The 15,111-nt window shown below is 62.1% G+C and carries 15 protein-coding genes; 4 read left to right on the top strand and 11 right to left on the bottom strand.

The annotated features are described in order from the left end of the window. Positions 1 to 116: 116 nt before the first annotated feature. From ACIOMR_RS03485 to dnaX, 5 genes are all read right to left on the bottom strand, one after another. Positions 117 to 1,265 carry an acyl-CoA dehydrogenase family protein gene (locus ACIOMR_RS03485; protein ID WP_401192198.1) on the bottom strand — a complete coding sequence of 383 codons (1,149 nt, stop codon included), beginning with the start codon at positions 1,263 to 1,265 and terminating at the stop codon, positions 117 to 119. 200 nt (positions 1,266 to 1,465) lie between these two features. Continuing rightward, positions 1,466 to 2,068, bottom strand: coding sequence for a recombination mediator RecR (gene recR, locus ACIOMR_RS03480; RefSeq protein WP_003219049.1), 603 nt, complete (start codon positions 2,066 to 2,068; stop codon positions 1,466 to 1,468). A 65-nt stretch (positions 2,069 to 2,133) separates the two neighbouring features. Then, positions 2,134 to 3,168, bottom strand: coding sequence for an NADP-dependent oxidoreductase (locus ACIOMR_RS03475; protein WP_401192194.1), 1,035 nt, complete (start codon positions 3,166 to 3,168; stop codon positions 2,134 to 2,136). A gap of 269 nt (positions 3,169 to 3,437) precedes the next feature. Continuing rightward, a complete protein-coding gene (locus ACIOMR_RS03470) occupies positions 3,438 to 3,776 on the bottom strand; it encodes a YbaB/EbfC family nucleoid-associated protein (protein WP_003193199.1) in 339 nt (112 codons plus the stop codon). Between the two features lie 43 nt (positions 3,777 to 3,819). Then, positions 3,820 to 5,889, bottom strand: a complete 2,070-nt coding sequence (gene dnaX / locus ACIOMR_RS03465; protein WP_177019534.1) for a DNA polymerase III subunit gamma/tau — start codon at positions 5,887 to 5,889, stop codon at positions 3,820 to 3,822. Positions 5,890 to 6,022: 133 nt separating this feature from the next. On the opposite strand from dnaX, the gene ACIOMR_RS03460 reads away from it, so the two are divergent. Then, entirely contained in the window at positions 6,023 to 6,772 is a 750-nt protein-coding gene (locus tag ACIOMR_RS03460; protein WP_003219055.1) for an ABC transporter substrate-binding protein, read from the top strand. Positions 6,773 to 6,927: 155 nt separating this feature from the next. Here the strand turns inward: ACIOMR_RS03460 and ACIOMR_RS03455 are convergent, their stop codons facing one another. The 3 genes from ACIOMR_RS03455 to ACIOMR_RS03445 are packed head-to-tail and all read right to left on the bottom strand — an operon-like array spanning position 6,928 to position 10,357. Beyond that, entirely contained in the window at positions 6,928 to 8,619 is a 1,692-nt protein-coding gene (locus ACIOMR_RS03455) for a putative bifunctional diguanylate cyclase/phosphodiesterase (protein WP_401192189.1), read from the bottom strand. Between the two features lie 18 nt (positions 8,620 to 8,637). Then, complete coding sequence (locus tag ACIOMR_RS03450; RefSeq protein WP_003219059.1) at positions 8,638 to 10,203, bottom strand: PAS domain-containing methyl-accepting chemotaxis protein; 1,566 nt, start codon at positions 10,201 to 10,203, stop codon at positions 8,638 to 8,640. Between the two features lies 1 nt (position 10,204). Beyond that, the gene (locus ACIOMR_RS03445; RefSeq protein WP_157222851.1) at positions 10,205 to 10,357 is read right to left on the bottom strand and encodes a hypothetical protein; all 153 of its coding nucleotides are present in this window, start codon (positions 10,355 to 10,357) and stop codon (positions 10,205 to 10,207) included. Between the two features lie 306 nt (positions 10,358 to 10,663). Here ACIOMR_RS03445 and ACIOMR_RS03440 point away from each other — a divergent pair, with 306 nt between their 5' ends. Further along, positions 10,664 to 10,978: a helix-turn-helix domain-containing protein gene (locus ACIOMR_RS03440; protein ID WP_003219061.1), complete on the top strand. Its 315-nt coding sequence runs from the start codon at positions 10,664 to 10,666 to the stop codon at positions 10,976 to 10,978. A 151-nt stretch (positions 10,979 to 11,129) separates the two neighbouring features. Continuing rightward, positions 11,130 to 11,501 carry a VOC family protein gene (locus ACIOMR_RS03435; RefSeq protein ID WP_401192185.1) on the top strand — a complete coding sequence of 124 codons (372 nt, stop codon included), beginning with the start codon at positions 11,130 to 11,132 and terminating at the stop codon, positions 11,499 to 11,501. Here the strand turns inward: ACIOMR_RS03435 and ACIOMR_RS03430 are convergent. Further along, on the bottom strand, positions 11,415 to 12,383 hold the full coding sequence (locus ACIOMR_RS03430) for a DMT family transporter (RefSeq protein WP_401192182.1): 969 nt from the start codon (positions 12,381 to 12,383) through the stop codon (positions 11,415 to 11,417). The two genes, ACIOMR_RS03435 and ACIOMR_RS03430, sit on opposite strands and share 87 nt — an antisense overlap. 97 nt (positions 12,384 to 12,480) lie before the next feature. Between ACIOMR_RS03430 and ACIOMR_RS03425 the strand changes: the two genes are divergently transcribed. Further along, positions 12,481 to 13,344, top strand: a complete 864-nt coding sequence (locus tag ACIOMR_RS03425; protein WP_003219067.1) for a LysR family transcriptional regulator — start codon at positions 12,481 to 12,483, stop codon at positions 13,342 to 13,344. Positions 13,345 to 13,383: 39 nt separating this feature from the next. On the opposite strand, the gene ACIOMR_RS03420 is transcribed toward ACIOMR_RS03425, so the two are convergent. Both ACIOMR_RS03420 and ACIOMR_RS03415 read right to left on the bottom strand, forming a co-directional pair. Then, the gene (locus ACIOMR_RS03420; RefSeq protein ID WP_003219069.1) at positions 13,384 to 13,998 is read right to left on the bottom strand and encodes a hypothetical protein; all 615 of its coding nucleotides are present in this window, start codon (positions 13,996 to 13,998) and stop codon (positions 13,384 to 13,386) included. Position 13,999: 1 nt separating this feature from the next. Continuing rightward, positions 14,000 to 15,046, bottom strand: coding sequence for an N-acetylmuramidase family protein (locus ACIOMR_RS03415; protein ID WP_087694832.1), 1,047 nt, complete (start codon positions 15,044 to 15,046; stop codon positions 14,000 to 14,002). Between the last annotated feature and the right edge of the window lie 65 nt (positions 15,047 to 15,111).

Raw genomic sequence — 15,111 nt, 5'->3', positions numbered from 1 at the left:
GGCGAGGGAGCTTGCTCCCGCTGGAGTGCGCAGCGCTCCCAAAGATCTTGGGGCCGCTACGCAGCCCAGCGGGAGCAAGCTCCCTCGCCACAGCTCCCTCGCCACAAAAGCGCTTTCTACAAGCCCATCTGCTTGCTGATGATTTCGTTCATCACTTCCCGAGTCCCGCCGCCGATGGACAGGATGCGGTTGTCGCGATACAGCCGCTCCACCAGGTTGCCGCGCATGTAGCCCTGGCCGCCGAGGATCTGCACGGCATCAAAGGTCACGCGGTCGGCGGTGTCGGTGGCGAGGTTCTTGGCCATCGAGATCTCCTTGATCACACTCTTGCCCGCGGCCATCTTGGCGGCCTGGCGGTAGGTGAATTCCCGCGAGACCTCCACCGCCGTGGCCATTCCCGCCAGGCGATGCTTGAGCACCTGGAACTTGCCGATGGGTTTGCCGAAGGCCTCGCGCTGGGCCGCCCACTTCAGGCTTTCCTCCAGGGCCATCTGCGCAGTCATATTGGCCATCAGGGCCAGGGCCAGGCGCTCGCTCTGGAAGTTGCCCATGATGCAGGCGAAACCCATGTTCTCGGCGCCGATCAGATTGCCTACGGGTACGCGGCAATCGTCGAAGAACAGTTCGGCAGTGTCCGACGCCCACCAGCCCATCTTCTTCAGCGGTGTACCGGTGGTGAAACCAGGCGTGCCCTTTTCGATCAACAACAGGCTGATGCCGGCAAAGCCCGGCCCCCCGGTACGTACCGCGACGGTATAGAAGTCGGCACGCTGGCCGCTGGTGATAAAGGTTTTGCTGCCGCTGACGCGGTAATGGTCGCCGTCGCGCACAGCACGGGTCTGCAGGCTGGCGACATCGGAGCCGCCACCGGGCTCGGTGACGGCCAGGGCGGCGATCTTCTCGCCGGATAACACCTGCGGCGCCACACGATCGCGCACCTCGGGCCGGGCCCATTTGACGATGGGCGGCAAGCCGATATCCAGCGAGCCCAACCCTGCCACTACCCCGCCGGAGCCGCAGCGCATTAGCTCTTCGCTGGCCGCGACCTTGGCGAACAGGTCACCTTCGTGGCTGCCTCCAAGGGCTTCGGGGTAACCGATGCCCAGGATCCCCGCCGCACCGGCCTTGAGGTACAGCTCCCGGGGGAAGCTTTCCGCTTCCTCCCACTGCTCGATGCCCGGCAACATCTCGCGCTCGACGAAACGACGCACGCTGTCGCGGACCAATTGGTGGCTGGGGTCGAAGTATTCCTGATAGGCAGACATCGGCAAGCTCCACGGGACGGTAGAGCGAACTTACCAAGCGCTTGCTTGGTTATCAAGCAAGAGGAAAGACTCGTGAACGCCACAAAACAAATGTGGGAGCGGGCTTGCTCGCGAATGCGGTGTATCAGTCGCCAGATGCATTGACTGAACCACCGCATTCGCGAGCAAGCCCGCTCCCACATTTTGTTCTGCGGTGTTTGTTATAGGGCGATCGGCTTACGCCCGGCAAACGAATGCGCCAGGGTCCCGCCATCCACCAGTTCCAGCTCGCCACCCAGCGGCACGCCGTGGGCGATGCGCGAGGTAATCAGGCCTTTGTTGGTCAGCAGCTGGGCGATGTAATGGGCCGTCGCTTCGCCTTCCACCGTAGGGTTGGTGGCCAGGATCACCTCGACGAACGTGCCCTGCTCCTCGATTCGCGTCACCAGTTGCGGAATACCAATCGCCTCCGGCCCCAGCCCGTCCAGCGGCGACAGGTGGCCCTTGAGCACAAAGTAGCGCCCGCGGTAACCGGTCTGCTCCACCGCGTAGACATCCATCGGCCCTTCGACCACGCACAGCAGCGTGTCGTCGCGACGCGGGTCGGCGCATTGCGGGCACAGCTCTTCCTCGGTCAGGGTGCGGCACTGGCGGCAGTGGCCAACCCCTTCCATCGCCTGGCTCAGGGCCTGGGCCAGTCGGGAGCCGCCGCTGCGATCACGCTCCAGCAGTTGCAGCGCCATGCGCTGGGCGGTTTTCTGACCCACACCTGGCAAAGTGCGCAGGGCGTCGATCAGTTGACGAATCAGGGGGCTGAAGCTCATGGGGAAAGGTCCGACAAAACAACGAGACGCGGTTTATACCCGCGCCTCGGATTAGCGTCAAATGCTCAATCTTGTGCGACCCGCACCACCAACTTGCCGAAGTTGCGCCCCTCCAGCAAACCGATAAAGGCTTCAGGTGCCTGCTCCAGGCCTTCCACCACGTCCTCGCGGAACTTGATCTTGCCATCCCGCACCCACGGCGCCATGGCACTGAGGAATTCCGGTTGGCGGTCGCCATAGTCGTCGAACACGATAAAGCCCTGGATCCGCACACGCTTGGTCAGCAAGGTACGTTGCAACGCCGGCAGCCGGTCAGGACCGCTGGGCGCTTCGTGGGCGTTATAGCCGGCGATCAGGCCACACAAGGGAATGCGCGCCTTGGCATTCAGCAGCGGCACGACCGCGTCGAATACCTTGCCGCCGACGTTTTCAAAGTAGATATCGATGCCCTTGGAGCAGGCCTGGGCAAGCTCCTCGGCAAAGTTGTCGCTCTTGTGATCGACACAGGCATCAAAGCCCAGCTCATCCACCACATAGCGGCACTTGTCGGCGCCACCCGCCACACCGACCACCCGCAGGCCCTTGATCTTCGCCACCTGGCCCACCACCGAGCCCACCGCACCGGAAGCGGCCGCCACCACCAGGGTTTCCCCGGACTTGGGCTGGCCGATATCGGTGAGGCCCATATAGGCGGTCATGCCGGGCATACCCAGCACACCCAGGGCCATGGACGGGCTGGCCAGTCCCTTCGGTACCGGGATCAGGTTGCGCCCATCGGAGATGCTGTGGCTCTGCCAGCCGGTGGAACCGACCACCAGGTCACCCACCTCGAACTTCGGATTGCGGGACTGTTCGATGCGGCTGACAGCGCCACCGGTCATCACTTCGTCGATTTCTACCGGCGCAGCATAGGACGGCGCATCACTCATGCGCCCGCGCATGTAGGGATCCAGGGACAGGTAAAGGGTCTTCAGCAAAACCTGGCCGTCGGCCAGTTCCGGCAGCGCGACGCGCTCCAGGCGAAAGTTTTCCGGCACCGGTGCGCCGTGGGGGCGTGAGACCAGCACAATGCGCTGGTTGAGGGTCAATGCTTCGGACATCAGCGAGGCTCCTTCTATCGGTGATTGAATTCAACGGTATAGGGTGCAGACCCCAACACAGGGTCCAGGGTTCGACAAAACTCTCGCAGTAGCCGTTGTCGAGCGCCAGCGAGACTACGTTAGCCGCACCGCTGCTTTCATGCCAGACGTGGGACCGAGTCGCTGCCGACGCAGCCTCGCTGGCGCTCGACAGCTGCTACGGGTATGGAAAATAGCCGGACAAAAAAATGCCAGGCGCGGGGCCTGGCATTTTCGGTGCTGCTTGCCGATCAGAACGGCAGCTTCATACCCGGTGGCAGTTGCATGCCAGCGGTCACGCCAGACATCTTGTCCTGGCTGTTGGCTTCGATCTTGCGCACGGCGTCGTTGACGGCCGCGGCAAACAGCGCCTCGAGCATTTCCAGGTCGTCTTCGCCGACGCCCGGCAATACGCTTGGGTCGATGCTCACGCGCTTGATGTCGTGACGACCGGTCATCACCACGCTGACCATATCGCCACCGGCTTTACCGGTGACTTCGGCGTTGGCCAGTTCTTCCTGCATCTTGGCCATTTTTTCCTGCATCTGCTGCGCCTGCTTCATCAGGCCGGCCATGCCACCTTTCATCATGGGAATCACCTCAAAAGTACGTGGATCAATTATTGGCCCCGGGTTATGACGCTTGGGGTACCGGGGCTTCTACAGGTTCAATAGTATCGTGCCGCACCACCGCGCCAAACTGCTGCATCATCTGCTGGATGAGCGGATCACCGTGGATCGACTCTTCAGCCTCGCGCTGGCGGTTGACCCGGCGACGGGACGCCGCCTGGGCCGGGGTTTCCTGCTCGGGCTTGATCAGCTCGATGCTGATGGTCAGCGTGCGCCCGTGGAACTGGTTCAGGGCATCGTTGAGCCGGCGCTGCTGGGTCGCGTTGAACAGGGCGCTGTGGGCCGGGTCCAGGTGCAGCAGCCAGTGGTCGCCATCAACGGCAATCAGGGTGCAGTTGGCGGCGATGCTGCCGGTCATGCCGGAGATCGGCAGTTTCGGGAACAGCTCCAGCCATTGCAACGCCAGGCCGGTGGCCGGCATCGCGGCAGGTTCGGGTTCAGGCTCCGGGGCAGGCTCGGCGGTGTGTTCGCTGGCCAGGTCGTCCAGGTAGCTGTAGGCCGAATCCATGTCCGGCTCGATGTAATCTTCGTCCAGCGGCGGCTCGTCGTCGAGGTCGGTGCCCGGGGTGGCGGCGTCCACTTGCGCAACGGTCGGCTCCGGCACCGGGGCCGAAACCCACTCGGGGGCGTCCGGCACCACGCTGTCCGGGGTCGGCGCGGGCATGGGTGTCAGTTCAGGCTGCTCGCTGGTGGTTTCCAGCACCGGCTCGACGGCAGGCTGCAGCTCGACCTCGACCTCGACCTCGGCCTCTACCGGGTCGTTCCACGGCAGATCGACTTCAGGCACGGGCGCAGGCTCAACCACCGGCTCCGGCACCACCACAGGCGCCACGGGCTCGGCGACAACCGGGGCGGCGGCCTGTGCAACCGGCGCAGGCGGCGCAACCACTGGCGCGACAACAGCCGGGCCAGCCACTGGTTTGGCGGAATCAACTGTGGCCTGGCTGATCCCCACTGGCTTTAGCGGCTGTCTCGGCGCATCCGCCGTGTCGGCGGGCCTGAAGGCCAGCATCCGCAGCAGGACCATTTCGAAGCCGCCCCGCGGATCGGGTGCCAACGGCAGGTCACGTCGCCCAATCAGGCCCATCTGGTAGTAGAACTGTACGTCTTCGGCCGGCAGCGCCTGGGCCAGGGCCAACACGCGGTCGCGGTCGCCGTGGCCGTTGTCGACACCTTCGGGCAGGGCCTGGGCAATGGCGACGCGGTGCAGCACATTGAGGATTTCCGACAGCACGCCATTCCAGTCCGGGCCTTGCTCGGACAGGTGGCGCACGGCTTCGAGCAACGCCTTGGCGTCGCCTTCGATCAGCGCGTGCAGCACGTCGAACACCTGGCCGTGGTCCAGGGTGCCGAGCATTGCCCGCACGTCGGCGGCCAGCACCTTGCCTTCACCGAAGGCGATGGCCTGGTCGGTAAGGCTCATGGCATCACGCATCGAGCCGTCGGCGGCACGCCCCAGCAACCACAGGGCGTCGTCTTCGAACGGTACGTTCTCGACACCCAGCACGTGGGTCAAATGCTCGACCACACGCTCCGGGGTCATGTTTTTCAGGGAGAACTGCAGGCACCGCGACAAAATCGTTGCAGGAAGTTTCTGCGGGTCGGTGGTGGCCAGGATGAATTTGACGTAGGGCGGCGGCTCTTCCAGGGTCTTCAACAAGGCGTTGAAGGAGTGGCTGGACAGCATGTGCACTTCGTCGATCAGGTAGACCTTGAAGCGGCCACGGCTCGGTGCGTACTGCACGTTGTCGAGCAGCTCGCGGGTGTCTTCGACCTTGGTGCGGCTCGCGGCGTCGATCTCGATCAGGTCGACAAAACGCCCTTCGTCGATTTCCCGGCACACCGAGCAGGTACCACACGGCGTCGAGGTGATGCCGGTTTCACAGTTCAGGCACTTGGCAATGATGCGGGCAATGGTGGTCTTGCCCACCCCGCGGGTACCGGTGAACAGGTAGGCGTGGTGCAGCCGTTGGCTGTCCAAGGCATTGATCAGAGCCTTGAGCACATGGGTCTGGCCGACCATTTCGCGGAACGAGCGCGGACGCCATTTACGTGCAAGAACCTGATAACTCATCGAAAACCGTCGCAACTGGGAAGCGGAAGCGGGTAATGCTAGCGGAGCAAGGGGGAAATTGCATCCGGCACGCTCGTCTAATCTGACTAAGCTGGTCTGACCAAGCCTGTAAAAGGCTGAATCCGGAGAATTTATGCGCGCAGTCCTGGGCGCCTTGTGGATGATTGCCACGGTCAGCCTGGCGGCACCCGCACCTCTGCGATTCTCCATTTCCGACAGCTGGACCATGCCCATGGTGCAACTTGACCAGGGCCAGCCGACCCAGGGGATTTTGTATGACCTGATGTTGAGCCTGGCCACCCAGGTCGGCCGTCCTGCGATATTCCATGTGCTGCCGCGTGCGCGCATCGACACCGCCATGGAGCGCGGGGATGTGGACGTGCGCTGCTACGTGACACCGGCGTGGCTGAACAACCTGTCGGGGGACTACACCTGGAGCATCCCGCTGCTGGTCCAGCGCAATGTGCTGGCCGCCGGGCGCGTGCCCTCAACGTCAGTGGCACTGGACAGCCTTGCGCCGCAACACATCGGCACGGTACTCGGCTACAGCTACCCGACCCTGGAGGCGCGCTTCGCCAGCGGCCAGTTGAGCCGCGACGACAGCCGCAGTGAAGAGCAAGTGCTGCAAAAACTGGTGGCCGGACGCTTCAACTATGCAGTGATCAACGAATGGATCCTTGACCGCTTCAATCAGCAATTACCGCCCACACAGCGCCTGCATACGGTGGCCGTGATCGAGGAGCAACGCCTGGGCTGCTATGTGCGCAACGACCCGCAGGTGCCGGGGCAGCAGATCCTGCGCACGTTGCTGCGGATGAAAATGTCCGGGGAGATTGATGAAATCATCCAGCTGTATATCGGTAACAGCGCCCCTGCCCCTTAAGATCACCTGATTGTCCTTGTGGCCAGGGAGCTTGCTGTGGCGAGGGAGCTTGCTCCCGCTGGAGTGCGCAGCGCTCCCAAAGATCTTGGGGCCGCTACGCAGCCCAGCGGGAGCAAGCTCCCTCGCCACAGCAAGCTCCCTCGCCACAATAAACATCACTCAAGCTTTTGCCACTGCGGCGGCGATGCAAATCCCTCGACCCAACCCGGTACGTCTTCCGCCGGCATCGGCCGGGCGATGAAATAGCCTTGGGCCACTTCGCAGCCCATGCGCATCAACAGCTGGCCGTGCTCCAGGGTTTCCAGGCCTTCGGCAATCACTTCGCGGCCAAACGCTCGGGCCAGGCCGATCACGGCCTTGGTCAGCGCCAGGTCGTCCTTGTCGTGCAGGATGTCGCGCACGAACGACTTGTCGATCTTGATGGTCTGGGTCGGCAGGCGCTTGAGGTAGCTCAGGGAGGAATAGCCGGTGCCAAAATCATCCAGGGAGAACTGCACGCCCAAGGCCTGGCAGGCGTCCAGGTGCTGGGTGACACGCTGGATATTGTCGATGGCCACCGACTCGGCGATCTCCAGGTCCAGCCGGTGCGGCTCCACCTGCGGGTATTGCGCCAGCAAGTCTTGCAGGCGCTCGACAAAATCCTCGCGCTGGAAGTGCCGCGCCGCGATGTTCACGCTCACCGACCACCAATGCCCATGCACCTGCCAGCGATGCATCTGGCCCAACACCTGGGCGATCACCCATTCGCCGATATCGACAATCAGGTCGGTCTGCTCGATCAGTGGCAGGAAATCCCCCGGCTTCACCAGGCCACGCTCGGGGTGCTGCCAGCGTAACAACGCTTCGAACCCCACCACCGTGCCGCAGCGCAAGTTGACCTTGGGCTGGTAATGCAGGCACAACTGGCCCGCCGCCAGGGCCTGGCGGATCTGCTCCACGGTCTGGTGGCTGGCCTTGACCTCCTGTTCCAGGGATACATCAAACAACTGGTAGCGGTTGCGCCCGCTCTGCTTGGCCACATACATCGCCTGGTCGGCATGGCGCAGCAAGGTGTCGGCGTCCTCGTCGTCCAGGGGGAACAGCGTGACGCCGATGCTGGCGAACACATTCAGCTCCGCCCCCTGGATCGAGTACGGCTCGGAAATCGCCTTGAGGATGCGCAGCAAGGCGCCGTTCAGCTCGTCGATATCGCGCACATAACGCAGGATCAGCACAAATTCGTCACCGGCGAGCCGGGCGACCACGTCCTCGCCGCGGATGATCTCCCGCAACCGAGTGGCCACTTCCACCAACAACAGATCCCCACAGGCATGCCCATACCCGTCGTTGACCGCCTTGAAGCCGTCCAGGTCGAGCATGCACAACGCCAACGGTATGTCTTCGCTGCGGGAGAACTCCAGGGACTGGTTAAGCAACTCCGACAGATAGGCGCGGTTCGGCAAGCCGGTCAGCACATCGTGGCCGACCCGCCATTGCAGGGTGTGCAACAGCTGGCGCTTTTCGCTGACATCAAAGCGGATCGACACGTACTTCTGCACGCGCCCGGTCTTCTCATCGAGCAGCGGCACCATGGTGCTGTCCACCCAATACAACGTCCCATCCTTGGCCCGGTTGCAGATTTCCCCACGCCACACCCGGCCTTCGCTGATGGCTTGCCACATGCCCTGGAAGAACCCCGCAGGGTGCAGTCCCGAGCTCAGAATGCGGTGATTTTGCCCCAGCAACTCGTCACGCCCGTAGCCGGACATGCCGCAGAACTGGTCATTGACGTAAGTGATGCAGCCCGCCAGGTCAGTCTCGGAGAAAATGGCGGCTGCATCCACGGCCCTGCGGTATTTCTCGTCCATGAGTCAGGCTCACTGTGGCTAGCGGTTGAACCGCTCGACCAGGGCGCGCAACCCGGAAGAGATGCTTTCGAGTTCCCGGCCACGGGTGACTGCAGCGTTGGCATTGCCCGCTGTCTTTTGCACCGTGGCGGCAACGTTATTGATCTGCTGTGAAACTTCCTCGGCGACGTGGGATTGTTCCTGTGAGGCAGCAGCCATTTGCTGACTCATACCGGTAATACGCTCCACCGCGTGGCGAATACCTTGCAGCGCCTGCTGCGCCTCAAGTACTTGCTGCACGCCCTGCTCGGCCTCGTGAATGCCCAGGCTCGCGATCTCGACCGCCTCATCGGCGCCGGCCCGCAGGTTCTGGATGATGCCCTGGATCTGCTGGGTCGACTCCCGCGTCTTGCCCGCCAGGGCGCGCACCTCGTCGGCCACCACGGCAAAGCCACGGCCCTGCTCGCCGGCGCGGGCCGCTTCAATGGCCGCGTTGAGGGCCAGCAGGTTGGTCTGGTCGGCGATTGCCTGGATCATGCTCGCGGCCACCTGGATTTGCTGGGTCTGCCCGGCCAGGTTGCCCACCGCCTGGTTGATCTGGGTGACGGTGCCGGCCAGCAGCTGGATCGCCTCGCGGGACGTGCCGGCCACCTGGCTGCCCTGCTCGGCGAGGGTGTTGGCGGTGTGAGCTTCGCTGGCGGTTTGCTGCACGTGCACCGCCACTTCGGCGATGGACGCAGCCATCTCGGTCATGGCGGCGGCGGTCATGTCGGTCTCGGCGCGCTGTTCCAGCAACGCCGATTCGGTGGTGCTCGACAACACGCTGGAATGGGCGGCTGCTTCGGCCATCTGGTTGGCCAGGTCGCTGAGGCGCGTCAGGGCGGTTTTAAGTCGCGCCTCTTCGCTGATCAGGATCATTTCGAGCTGCGCGGTCGGCCCCAGCGCGTCGCTGTAGGTCATGGCGCTGATGGGGTCGGAAAAGGTATTGGGCGTGTTCTGCACAATCTGCTTGAGCTGCAGCCCCAAGCGTTGATGCCCCCAGACGCCCAGGCCGAGAAACAAGCCGACAGTCAACGCCTGGGCCCATACACCCGGAACCCATTGGAAGGCGGCGACACTGGCAACGGCAGCCGCCAGTGGCAACGCCATGGCCCGGGACACAGACGCCACACGCCGCACCGGCGAGACCGCCGCACCACCTGCCTGCAACCGCGCGTACAGCGCCTCTGCGCGGCGCACCTGTTCGCGGGTGGGCTTGACCCGAACCGACTCGTAGCCCGTCAGCCGCCCGTCTTCGAGAATCGGCGTCACATAGGCGCTGACCCAATAATAGTTGCCGTTCTTGCAGCGGTTCTTCACCACGCCCATCCAGCTCTGCCCGGCCTTGAGGTAGCTCCACATCAGCTGGAACACGGCGGGCGGCATGTCCGGGTGGCGCACCAGGTTGTGGGTGCTGCCGATCAGCTCGGCCTGGGTAAAACCGCTCATGGCGGCAAACTCGGCGTTGCAGTAGGTAATATGGCTGTTGACGTCAGTTGCGGAAATTAGCCGTTGCTGCTCCCCAAAAGTCTGTTCAACAGCAGTGACCGGCAAATTGAGACGCACGTTAAAGCTCCATGGACAGCATTCGATCGCCCTCTCGACCACCGGGTAGGCAGGACAGGCGGATTCGTATTTCCAGTCGGGCTGCGCCGTCGATCGGCTGGTTGGCCGCAAAGGTACGCAAACCCACGATTTTGCACAGCAATTCATCATCCATTCAGTGATGATCAACTAGGCTTGAATTCGGGTATCCGGCACGTGAGGCGCAATGAAGCGTGGCACTGACGAGCGACATTTCAGTCCCTGCCAGGCGTCCGTTTTATGGGCACATTTATGAGAGTAAGGAGAGAGCAATGATTTCCTGTTTCATAAACCTGCCTTCTGAAACGAGACCACCAAATACTTGTCCTAGATGCCGATTCTACGAATTACATCACATTTTGCAAGAAAAGGTGATGGTACATGCGGTTGTCTAATTTTAAGATTTATCGTTAAGTTCTTGATTCTAAATGGGAATTGAGCGATGCACATTTCAAGTTTGGGTCCAGCCATCAGACGTTACCGCAAGGTCGCAGGGCTTACTCAGGCTGAACTAGGTGAAAAAACCGGTTTTGACCCTAAAACCATCAGCCGCTTCGAAACCGGCACCTATACACCCAGCGTCGAGGCACTGTTCTTGTTCGCAGAGGCGCTGGGAGTGAAGCTGAAAGTCTTTTTCGCAGACCTGGTCGACGAGGAGGAACAGCGCGCTTATCTGTTCGGTGTCATTCATAAAGCCACCCCGAAGGATCTGGGAAAGCTGATCGCAGCGGTAGACCAGGCCTTGTCCAAGCCTTAGAGCTCGCAACACACGTGCACGCAATAAAAAGAGCAGACAGCCAGATTGACTGTCTGCTCTTTGCTTGATGACTCCTGACATGAACTGACAGGACAGCCCCTTAGACTAGGGACTGAGCCGCGCCATTGCTGCGTCATTCCACGGAGTCATCATGAATAGCATTGCCCATTACTTTTTGTTGTACGTCGACAGCCCGGCCACCAGCGCCAACCTCTACAGCCGGCTGCTGGACAAGCCGCCGGTGGAGCTGGGGCCGACCTTCGCGCTGTTCATCCTCGACAACGGGGTGAAACTCGGCCTGTGGTCGCGCCATACCGTGGAGCCTGCGGCCCAAGCCTCGGTTGGCGGTAGCGAGGCGGGTTTCTGCGTCGCTGATATCGCAACGGTCGACGATTTGCACACGCGCTGGGTGCGACTCGGGATGAGCATCATCCAGTCACCGGTCGAGGTGGACTTCGGCTACACCTTTGTCGCCCAGGACCCCGACGGTCACCGCCTGCGGGTGTTCACCGTGAACCCGTAACGGCTTGCGGCGCCAGCGCCCTTCGAGGCTGATGGCGCCGACACTGGCCAGCACGATCAGGCCACCCAGCACCACGCGCAGCGAAACCTGCTCGCCCAGCAGCGTGGCGGCCATCACCATCGCCACCGGCGGCACCAGGTACAACGCCACTGACGCGCGGCTGACCTCGACATGCCGCAACACATAGGCCCAGGCCAGGTACGCCAGGGCGCTGGGAAAGGCGCCGAGCAACAACACCGCCCAGTTGGCTTGGGTCGATGATTGCGACACCACCGCCGGCAAACCCGGCAAATACACACACAGCAGCAAGGTGCCCGACCACACGGTGTAGCACACCGTGGTCAGCGGGCTGTAGCGCCGGGAATAGTGTTTCTGGATGGTGAAATAAAGGCTCCACGACAGCGCCGCCAGCAGGATCATCAGTCCACGGGGATCAATCTGCCCCAGGCCATGCTCGCCCCAGATCACCACCAGCACCCCGCTCAAGCCCAGCAGCACGCAACCCCAGCGCCAGCCGGTAACTCGCTCCTTCAAGCCGAAAAACGCCACCAGCACCGTAAATAGCGGAACCGACTGCGCCAGCACACTGGAGGCAGCGGCCGTGACAAATTGCTGGCCGAAATTGATCGTCAGGTGATGCAGGAAAATCCCGAAGAAGCCCAGCACCAGCAACCACGGCAGGTCCCGCAGACGTGGCCGCTCGATCCTCATGACCAACGCCACGCCGGCCATCAATACCGAAGCAATCAGGAACCGTCCCAAGGCCAACTGGCCAGGGCTGTAGCTGTGCAAGGCCAGATGCACGCCAATCGGCGAATACGCCCAACAGAGGATGACGCTGGCAGTGACTAGCGTAAGCTTTACAGGTGACGGGGCTTTCATGAACGGCGTCCAGCAGTGGGAATGCCGCCAGTCTTGGCCCCGGCAAGGCGCAGGACAATTAACCGTTTCTGACTTCTGTAATCACTGGAACTGAGCGATGGAACTGGCCCAACTGAAAATGGTGAAAGCCGTGGCACAAACCGGCAGCGTGGCCCAGGCCGCCCTGCAACTGCACTGCGTGCCGTCCAACATCACCACACGCATCAAGCAACTGGAAAGCGAGTTGGGTACCCCGCTGTTCATTCGCGCCGGGCGCGGGTTGGCGATCAGTGCCGCAGGGGAAGTGTTTCTCGACTACTGCGAGCGCATCCTCGCGCTGGTGGAAGAGTCCAAGCGTGCCGTCGACAGCAACGCGATTCCCCGCGGCAAGCTGCGCATCGGTGCAGTGGAGTCCAGCGCCAGTGGCCGCCTGCCGCCGCTGCTGGCCGAATACCATCGGCGCTATCCACAGGTAGAACTGGAACTGGTGACCGGCGCCTGGGCGCAGTTACTCGATGACCTGCAACATCACCGCATCGACGCCGCGCTGGTGGCCGCCGGCGGCAAACGCCCGAAGCTCGAACAAAGCGTGGTCTACAGCGAGCGCCTGGTGCTGATTACCAGCGCCTCCAGCGCACCCATCGAGGACGCCCGGGACCTGGCCGGCCGCACGCTGCTGGTGTGGCCGCCCGGCTGCCCGTATCGCGCAGCCCTGGAGAACTGGCTCAAGCCCCACGACATCAAGCCTGCCATCGCAAGTTATGCCAGTTGGGGCACGATCATTGGCTGCGTCAGCGCGGGGATTGGCGTGGCACTGGCGCCGGAAGGCATCCTGGCGCGCTACGAGCAGGCCAACCAATTGACGTCCTACCGCTTCGACGAATTGGCGGCGGTGGATAACCTGCTGTTCTGGCACAAAGACACCCAACGCCATCTGGCGCGGGATGCCTTTGCGGGGCTGTTGCGGGAGACTTTCGGCTAACCGGTTTTCGCCCCGCTACGCGCGGGCGCAGCAGCATCTTCAGCCTTTTGCGGGGACCAGCCTGGCGTACTGGTCCTGGCTGATCCAGCCCTTGGAAGAGCGGCCTTCGCCATTGATGAACTCGACCTGGGCCCAGCCATCCTTGAACGCCAGTACCGCGACCACATCGTCCTTGACCACGTAGGCACGATGACTGGCCTTGGCGTCCGGGGTCTTCTGCAGGAAGGCCTTGTCGGACGAAACGGTCACCAGGCCAATCCATTTCTTGGCAGCGGTCTGGGTCAGGTCCAGGCCGGTGGCAATTTCCGGCATCAACACGTTGATGCAGCCGGGATGTTCGCGGCCCTTCTCCACGGTCAGCATCACACCGTCCGAGGAAGCCGCGACGGTACCCGGATAGGCCTCATCCAGCCATGTCGACACCGATGCCTTCGCACCGTCGACCTTGCCCTGCAGGAAGAACGTGCACGAGCGGGTCACGCCCTCGCCCATTTCCTCGGCATAAAACCCCTCCACCTGATGCTCGGGCGTCACGGCCAGCATCAGCCCTTCGTACTTGCCCGAGTGCAGCGTAGCGGCAAACGCCGGCGCACCTGCAGCAACACACACGAAAGAGGCAACCAGCAATCGGGACACGCAACGTTTGAACGGCATTCTATTTTTTCCCTTCAAGTGCTTCGTAGGCTTTTTTGATGCGTTGGTCATAGTCGCCATAATCCTTGCCGTTATAGTTCAGCGCCATGGCGGCGTAATCCTTGTTCTTCATGGCCTTGACCAGGGCCGGGCTCTGGCTGCAAAAACCGAGGAAGGCCTTTAGTTGATGCCCGGCATTAATCTTCATGGCCACCACAAATTCAAACACCGTTTTATAACCGCATGCCGTGAAGTTGGAGCCCATTATCTGAAACATGCCCCAGGAGGCCGACTTCAAGGCCGCTTCCTGATCCAGCGCAAAGGCGGTGGCCATGGTTTCCCAGGCCTTGGTCTGGTCCTTGTTATTGGCCTTCCACTGGGGCCCGGCCTTCTTCACGTAGGGGTACGACAACAGCGGGTGGGTCTGGTCGTATTTACTCTTGGTGTACTTGCGAAAATGGTGCCCTTCAAAGGCGATCACCGGCAACTTGGCCGGGCCGAACCCGGAGCGCCCGCCCGACTCCACCGTGGCGAAGGCCTTGATGATATTGACCGAAATCCCGTTACCCAACTGCGTGGCAGCGTTCTGGAAGTCCGTATCCGTCAGCGTCGTGCCGCCGTCGCACGTGGCCTGGAGCATCATCTGCCGGTTGCGCCGCTCGGCCTCGATCATCGCCCGCATGCGGTCCAGATAGTGGTCGACCGTGGCCTGGACCATGTCCGCGCCGGTGTTGCCGAACACATTGAGGAACGTCGGAATACGCAGGGTCGGGTTCGGCTTGACCGGCACCTTCACCGCCTCTTCGATCAGGCTATTGAAGGTGCGCCCGGTGGGGTCGATAACACCATCGGGATGCGCGTATTTGAGGTGGCGGAACTGATACTGGCTGATGCACTGCACCAACTGGCCGTCGCATTTGCCATTTTCCGCCAGGGGGAAACCCAACTTGGGAATGATCAAGTTGAATAAATACTGGATGCATTGAACATCGGCGGGCAAGTTGCGGGCTTTGCCCGGCGCACCGACGGAAGCGCTGATGAGAGTGGGCAACCCTTGCAGGCTTTTCATTACTGACATCCTTGTGAGTTGGAGTAGATGAGCCATAAAGCGCCATCACTTTAATATCATCCATG

It is taken from the genome of Pseudomonas sp. NPDC087814 (assembly GCF_044742865.1).
Classification (GTDB): Bacteria; Pseudomonadota; Gammaproteobacteria; order Pseudomonadales; family Pseudomonadaceae; genus Aquipseudomonas.
The sequence above is the reverse complement of the archived record's forward strand: the minus strand, read 5'-3'. Positions and strand labels throughout refer to the sequence as shown.

Coding starts and splice junctions, on each gene's coding strand:
- ACIOMR_RS03485 (WP_401192198.1), bottom strand. CDS start 1,265: ATGTCTGCCTATCAGGAATACTTCGACCCCAGCCACCAATTGGTCCGC.
- recR (WP_003219049.1), bottom strand. CDS start 2,068: ATGAGCTTCAGCCCCCTGATTCGTCAACTGATCGACGCCCTGCGCACT.
- ACIOMR_RS03475 (WP_401192194.1), bottom strand. CDS start 3,168: ATGTCCGAAGCATTGACCCTCAACCAGCGCATTGTGCTGGTCTCACGC.
- ACIOMR_RS03470 (WP_003193199.1), bottom strand. CDS start 3,776: ATGATGAAAGGTGGCATGGCCGGCCTGATGAAGCAGGCGCAGCAGATG.
- dnaX (WP_177019534.1), bottom strand. CDS start 5,889: ATGAGTTATCAGGTTCTTGCACGTAAATGGCGTCCGCGCTCGTTCCGC.
- ACIOMR_RS03460 (WP_003219055.1), top strand. CDS start 6,023: ATGCGCGCAGTCCTGGGCGCCTTGTGGATGATTGCCACGGTCAGCCTG.
- ACIOMR_RS03455 (WP_401192189.1), bottom strand. CDS start 8,619: ATGGACGAGAAATACCGCAGGGCCGTGGATGCAGCCGCCATTTTCTCC.
- ACIOMR_RS03445 (WP_157222851.1), bottom strand. CDS start 10,357: ATGGATGATGAATTGCTGTGCAAAATCGTGGGTTTGCGTACCTTTGCG.
- ACIOMR_RS03440 (WP_003219061.1), top strand. CDS start 10,664: ATGCACATTTCAAGTTTGGGTCCAGCCATCAGACGTTACCGCAAGGTC.
- ACIOMR_RS03435 (WP_401192185.1), top strand. CDS start 11,130: ATGAATAGCATTGCCCATTACTTTTTGTTGTACGTCGACAGCCCGGCC.
- ACIOMR_RS03430 (WP_401192182.1), bottom strand. CDS start 12,383: ATGAAAGCCCCGTCACCTGTAAAGCTTACGCTAGTCACTGCCAGCGTC.
- ACIOMR_RS03425 (WP_003219067.1), top strand. CDS start 12,481: ATGGAACTGGCCCAACTGAAAATGGTGAAAGCCGTGGCACAAACCGGC.
- ACIOMR_RS03420 (WP_003219069.1), bottom strand. CDS start 13,998: ATGCCGTTCAAACGTTGCGTGTCCCGATTGCTGGTTGCCTCTTTCGTG.
- ACIOMR_RS03415 (WP_087694832.1), bottom strand. CDS start 15,046: ATGAAAAGCCTGCAAGGGTTGCCCACTCTCATCAGCGCTTCCGTCGGT.